This is a genomic window from Actinoplanes regularis (assembly GCF_900188005.1).
Classification (GTDB): Bacteria; Actinomycetota; Actinomycetes; order Mycobacteriales; family Micromonosporaceae; genus Actinoplanes; species Actinoplanes regularis.
In genome coordinates this window covers 1-5,743 of record NZ_FZNR01000053.1, presented here as the reverse complement: position 1 = coordinate 5,743, position 5,743 = coordinate 1, and the positions used below count along the sequence as shown (strand labels likewise).

Genomic DNA, 5,743 nt, shown 5'->3' with positions numbered 1-5,743 from the left:
GTTATGTGGGTCGGCCGGGGTTGACGGCGCAGCGGTTTGTGGCTGATCCGTTTGGTGGGGGCCGGTTGTATCGCACGGGTGACCGGGTGAAGTGGACCGCTGTTGGTGAGCTCGTGTTCGCTGGGCGCGCTGATGAGCAGGTCAAGGTGCGTGGGTTCCGGATCGAGCCTGCTGAGGTGCAGGCGGTGCTGGAGCAGCATCCGCAGGTCGCGCAGGCCGCCATGATCGCCCGTGACAACCAGTTGATCGGGTATGTGGTCGCGGCGGGGGATCTGATCGATCTGGCCGCGGTGCGGGAGTTCGCTGCCGAACGGCTGCCGGATTACATGCTGCCCACCCTGCTGACCGTGCTGGACACGTTGCCGCTGAACGCCAACGGCAAACTCGACCGGGCAGCCCTGCCGGCCCCGGACCTGCCGACCACGGGCCGGGCCGCCGCGACCGCTGCGGAGGAGATCCTGTGTGGCCTGTTTGCGGAGATTCTCGGTGTGGAGTCGGTGCCGGCGGATGTGTCGTTCTTCGAACTCGGTGGTGATTCGCTGTCGGCGATGCGGCTTATTGCCCGGATCCGGCGGGTGTTCGACGCGGAGTTGAGTATCGGGGAGTTGTTCACCGCTCCGTCGGCGGTTGAGGTGGCTGGTCTGGTGAGTGCGCCGGCCGAGGCTTCGACCCGGATCGCTTTGACGGCGCGGGAGCGTCCGCAGTTGCTGCCGCTCTCCTATGGCCAGCAGCGGATGTGGTTCCTGAACCGGATCGAAGACGCCGGTCAGAGCGTGGCCTACAACATGCCGATGGCGCTGCGGATCTCCGGCGATCTTGACGTGGCCGCGCTCGAGGCGGCGTTGGGTGATGTCGCGGAGCGGCATGAGGTGCTGCGCACGATCTATCCCGAGGTGAACGGGGTGGCTTGCCAGCAGATCCTGGAGGGCGCCGCGGGCCGGCCGTCGCTGCTGGTCAGCGAGGTCGCCGAGAGTGATGTGTCGTCGGTGGTGGCGGCGTTCTTCGGTCGTGGCTTCGACCTGAACACCGAGCTGCCGTGGCGTGCCCAACTGCTCGTGCCGGCGCCGGGTGAGTACGTGCTGGCGATCGTCGCGCACCACATCGCGCTCGACGGCTGGTCGATGGGTGTGCTGACCCGGGATCTGCGGGCGGCCTATACGGCCCGCCGCCAGGGCCAGGCCCCGGCCTGGACCAGTCTGGACGTGCAGTACGCCGATTACGCCCTCTGGCAGCGCGAGGTCCTCGGCGACCTCGATGACGAGTCGAGCCTGATCGCCGACCAGCTGCGCCATTGGCGGGAGACCCTCTCGGGCATCCCGCAGGAACTGGCGCTGCCGACCGACCGGCCGCGCCGGGCCACCGCCTCTTACCTTGGCGACACGGTCCGGATCGAGGTGGACGCCGAGACGCACACCCGCCTGACCGAACTGGTGCAGCGCGACCGGGCCACCACGTTCATGGCGGTCCAGGCGGCGTTCGCGGTGCTGCTGTCCCGGCTGGGCGCCGGCACCGACATCCCGATCGGTACGGTGGTGGCCGGCCGTGACGACGCCGCGCTCGACGACCTGCTCGGCTTCTTCATCAACACGCTGGTGCTGCGCACCGACCTGTCCGGCAACCCGACCTTCACCGAACTGCTGGCCCGGGTCCGGGAGACGAACCTGGCGGCGTACGCCAACCAGGACGTCCCGTTCGAGCGACTGGTCGAGGAGATCAACCCGACCCGCTCCCTCGCGCACAACCCCCTCTTCCAGGTTGGGCTCAGCGTGCAGAACCTCGGCCAGGGCGACGGCGGCCTGACCCTGCCCGGCGTCGAGACCGCTCCCTTCGACGACGAGGGCCTGCCGGACGCGGCGAAGTTCGACCTCTCCCTGACCCTCAACGAACGCTCCGACGCGGACGGCCGCCCGGCCGGAATGAGCGGCGTGCTGCTCTATGCCACCGAGCTGTTCGACGAGTCGTCGGTGCGGCAGCTGGTGGAACGCCTGGTGGGCATCCTGAAGCAGGTCGCGGCGGAGCCCGGGACCCGGCTCGGCGACATCGACGTGCTTCTGGACGGCGAACTCGATCGTGTGGTCCAGGACTGGAACGACACCGAAGCGGAGGTCGCCGGTGGGTCGCTGGCCGATCTCTTCGAGGCGCAGGTGCTGCGTACCCCGTCCGCGGTCGCGGTCATCGGCGAGAGCGTGTCATGGACCTATCAGGAGCTGTCCCGGTCGAGTTCGCGGCTGGCGCACGAGCTGATCGCCCGTGGCGTCACCCCCGGCGAACTGGTCGGTGTCCGGCTCGAGCGGTCGCCGGAGCTGCTGCTCGTGCTGCTCGCGGTGCTGAAGGCGGGTGCGGCGTACCTGCCGATCGACCCGTCCTATCCGGTGGCGCGCGCGGACTTCATGCTGTCGGACGCCGGGGTGAACCTGGTGGTGTGCAGCGAGTCGACCGTCCCGGCGGGTATCGAATGCCTCGTCGTCGACGACCCCGGCGTGATCGAGTCGGTGGCGGGCCGGCCCGGGACGGTGCCCGTGGTGCCGTTGCGACCGGACCACCCGGCGTACGTGATCTACACCTCGGGTTCGACCGGCGTCCCGAAGGGCGTACTCGTCACCCACGCAGGCGTGGGCAGCCTGGCGGCCAGCCACGTGGCCCGGTTCCACGCCGGCCCGGGTTCGCGGGTGCTGCAGTTCGCGTCGCCGAGCTTCGACGCCGCCTTCGCCGAACTGTGCACCGCCCTGCCATCCGGCGCCACGCTCGTCATGGTCGGTCGTGACCTGCTGCCCCCGTTCGGGTCGCTGGCGAGCCTGGTGGAACGGTTCGGTGTCACGCATCTGACCGCGCCGCCGTCGGTCCTGGCCGCGGCGGACGAGGTGCCGCCGGGGATCGAGACGCTCGCGGTGGCCGGTGAGGTCTGCCCGCCGGATCTGGTACGGCGCTGGTCGTCCGGCCGCCGGATGCTCAACGCGTACGGACCGACCGAGGCGACCGTCTGCGTCACGTTGAGTGATCCACTCCAGGACGCCGGCGGTGTGGTGCCGGTCGGGCGGCCACTGGAGAACGGTCAGACGTACGTTCTTGACGAGTGGCTGCGCCCGGTCCCGGTAGGCGTGCCGGGTGAGCTGTACCTGGCCGGTGCGCAACTGGCGCAGGGGTACGTCGGCCGCCCCGGACTCACCGCGCAGCGCTTCGTGGCGTGCCCGTTCGCCGGAGCGGACGGCCACGGCGCGATGGGTTCGCGGATGTACCGCACTGGCGACGTGGCCTACTGGGGCCGGGACGGTCAGCTGGTCGTGGTGGGCCGGGTCGACGAGCAGGTGAAGATCCGCGGGTTCCGGATCGAACCGGCAGAGGTCCAGGCGGTGCTGGCGGCACATCCGGCCGTGGACCAGGCCGCGGTGATCGCCCGCGAGGACCAGCCCGGCGACAAACGGCTGGTGGCGTACGTGGTGGTCCGGCCGGGCGACGGCGTGGACGCCACGGGACTGCAGGAGTTCGTCGGGGAGACCCTGCCGGCGTACATGGTCCCCGCCGTCGTGGTCTTCCTGCCGGCGTTGCCGGTGACCGTCAACGGGAAGCTGGACCGGGCCGCCCTGCCGGCACCCGACGTGACCGAACAGGTCACCGGCCGCGCTCCGGCAACCGCGATGGAGGAGGTGCTGTGCCAGCTCTTCGCCGAGGTGCTGGGTATCGAATTCGCGCCGGCCGACGCCTCCTTCTTCGACCTGGGTGGTAACTCGCTGTCCGCGATGCGGCTGATCTCCCGGGCGCGTGCGGTTCTCAACGCCGAAGTGGGCGTCCCGGACCTGTTCGCCGGGCCGACTGTCGCCGACCTGGCGGACCTGATCGAGACCTCGGACGGCATCACCCGTGCCGCACTGGTGCGTGGTGAGCGTCCGGCGGTGTTGCCGTTGTCGTACGGCCAGCAGCGGATGTGGTTCCTGAACCGGATCGAGGACGCCGGTCAGAGCGTGGCCTACAACATGCCGATGGCGCTGCGGATCTCCGGCGATCTGGACGTGGCCGCGCTCGAGGCTGCCTTGGGTGATGTCGCCGACCGCCATGAAGTGCTTCGCACGATCTATCCCGAGGTGGATGGGGTGGCCTGCCAGCAGATCCTGGACGGCGCCGCCGGTCGGCCGTCGCTGCTGGTCAGCGAGGCTACTGAGAGTGATGTGTCGTCGGTGGTGGCGGCGTTCTTCGGTCGTGGCTTCGACCTGAACACCGAGCTGCCGTGGCGGGCCCAACTGCTCGTGCCGGCGCCGGGTGAGTACGTGCTGGCGATCGTCGCGCATCACATCGCGCTGGACGGCTGGTCGATGGGTGTGCTGACTCGGGATCTGCGGGCGGCTTATACGGCCCGGCGCCAGGGTCAGGTCCCGGCCTGGACCGAATTGGACGTGCAGTACGCCGATTACGCCCTGTGGCAGCGCGAGGTCCTGGGTGACCTCGACGACGAGTCGAGCCTGATCTCCGGGCAGTTGCGGTACTGGCGGGACACTCTGTCGGGTGCCCCGCAGGAGCTGGCCCTGCCCTTCGATCGGCCGCGACCGGCCACCCCGTCGTATCAGGGCGGCACAGTCGAGCTGGAGGTCGATGCCGAGACGCATGCCCGGCTGGTCGAGCTGGCGCAGCAGAACGGTTCGACGGTGTTCATGGTGGCGCACGCGGCGCTGACGATGTTGTTGTCGCGGATGGGCGCGGGTACGGACGTGCCGGTCGGTACGGTCGTCGCCGGTCGTGGTGACGCCGCTGTGGAGCAGCTGGTCGGTTTCTTCGTCAACACGCTGGTGCTGCGTGCCGACCTGTCGGGTGATCCGTCGTTCACGGAGTTGCTGGCTCGGGTGCGGGAGACGGATCTGGCGGCGTACGCCAATCAGGAGGTGCCGTTCGAGCGGCTGGTTGATGAGCTGAGCCCGGTGCGGTCGTTGGCGCACAACCCGCTGTTCCAGGTCATGTTCGTGGTGCAGAACCTGCCTCAGGAAGGTGGCGGGGGCTGGGATCTGCCGGGTGTGTTGGTGCGGCCGGCGGGTTCGGACGCCGAGCAGCATGCGGCGAAGTTCGATCTGTCGGTGACGCTGGTCGAGCGCCGCGACGAGGACGGTCGTCCGGCGGGGATCTTGGGCGGGATCTTGTACGCCACGGATCTGTTCGACGAGTCGACGGCGCAGTCCCTGGCGGATCGTCTGGTCGCGGTGTTGGGGCAGGTGGCCGCGGATCCGCAGCTCACGCTCAGTCAGGTCGATGTGCTGACCGGTGCCGAGCGCGATTTGGTGACGCGGGAGTGGAACGACACCACGGTGCCGGTGGCAGCCCCGTCGGTGCCGTTGATGATCGCCCGTTGGGTGGCGGAGACGCCGGATGCGGTTGCGGTGCGTGACGGTGGTGGCCGGTCGCTGACGTACGCGCAGTTGGACGAATGGGCGTCCGGTGTCGCGGCCGGGTTGGCCGGGGCTGGCGTGGGTCGTGGTGATCGGGTCGGGTTGTGTCTGCCGCGTGGTGTGGAGATGGTCGCGGCGATGCTGGGTGTGTGGCGGGTCGGTGCGGCGTTCGTGCCGTTGGATCCGCAGCTTCCGGCGGCGCGGCGTGAGTTGATGGCCGCGGGCACGTCGTTGGTGCTGTCGGCTTGGGACCCCGCTTGGGAATTGGGTGCCGAGGTTCCCGCAGTCGTTCTTGACGGCCGTGATCTGGCGTATGTGATCTATACGTCGGGTTCGACCGGGGTGCCGAAGGGTGTCGCGGTGGCGCATGCGGG

At 69.4% G+C, this 5,743-nt stretch carries 1 protein-coding gene; it reads left to right on the top strand.

Going from position 1 to position 5,743, the window contains the following annotated elements; all coding sequences use genetic code 11:
• Nucleotides 1–113 precede the first annotated feature (113 nt).
• Nucleotides 114–5,743: non-ribosomal peptide synthetase (locus CHC09_RS44685; RefSeq protein WP_244911637.1), on the top strand; the 5,630-nt coding region annotated here is incomplete at its 3' end.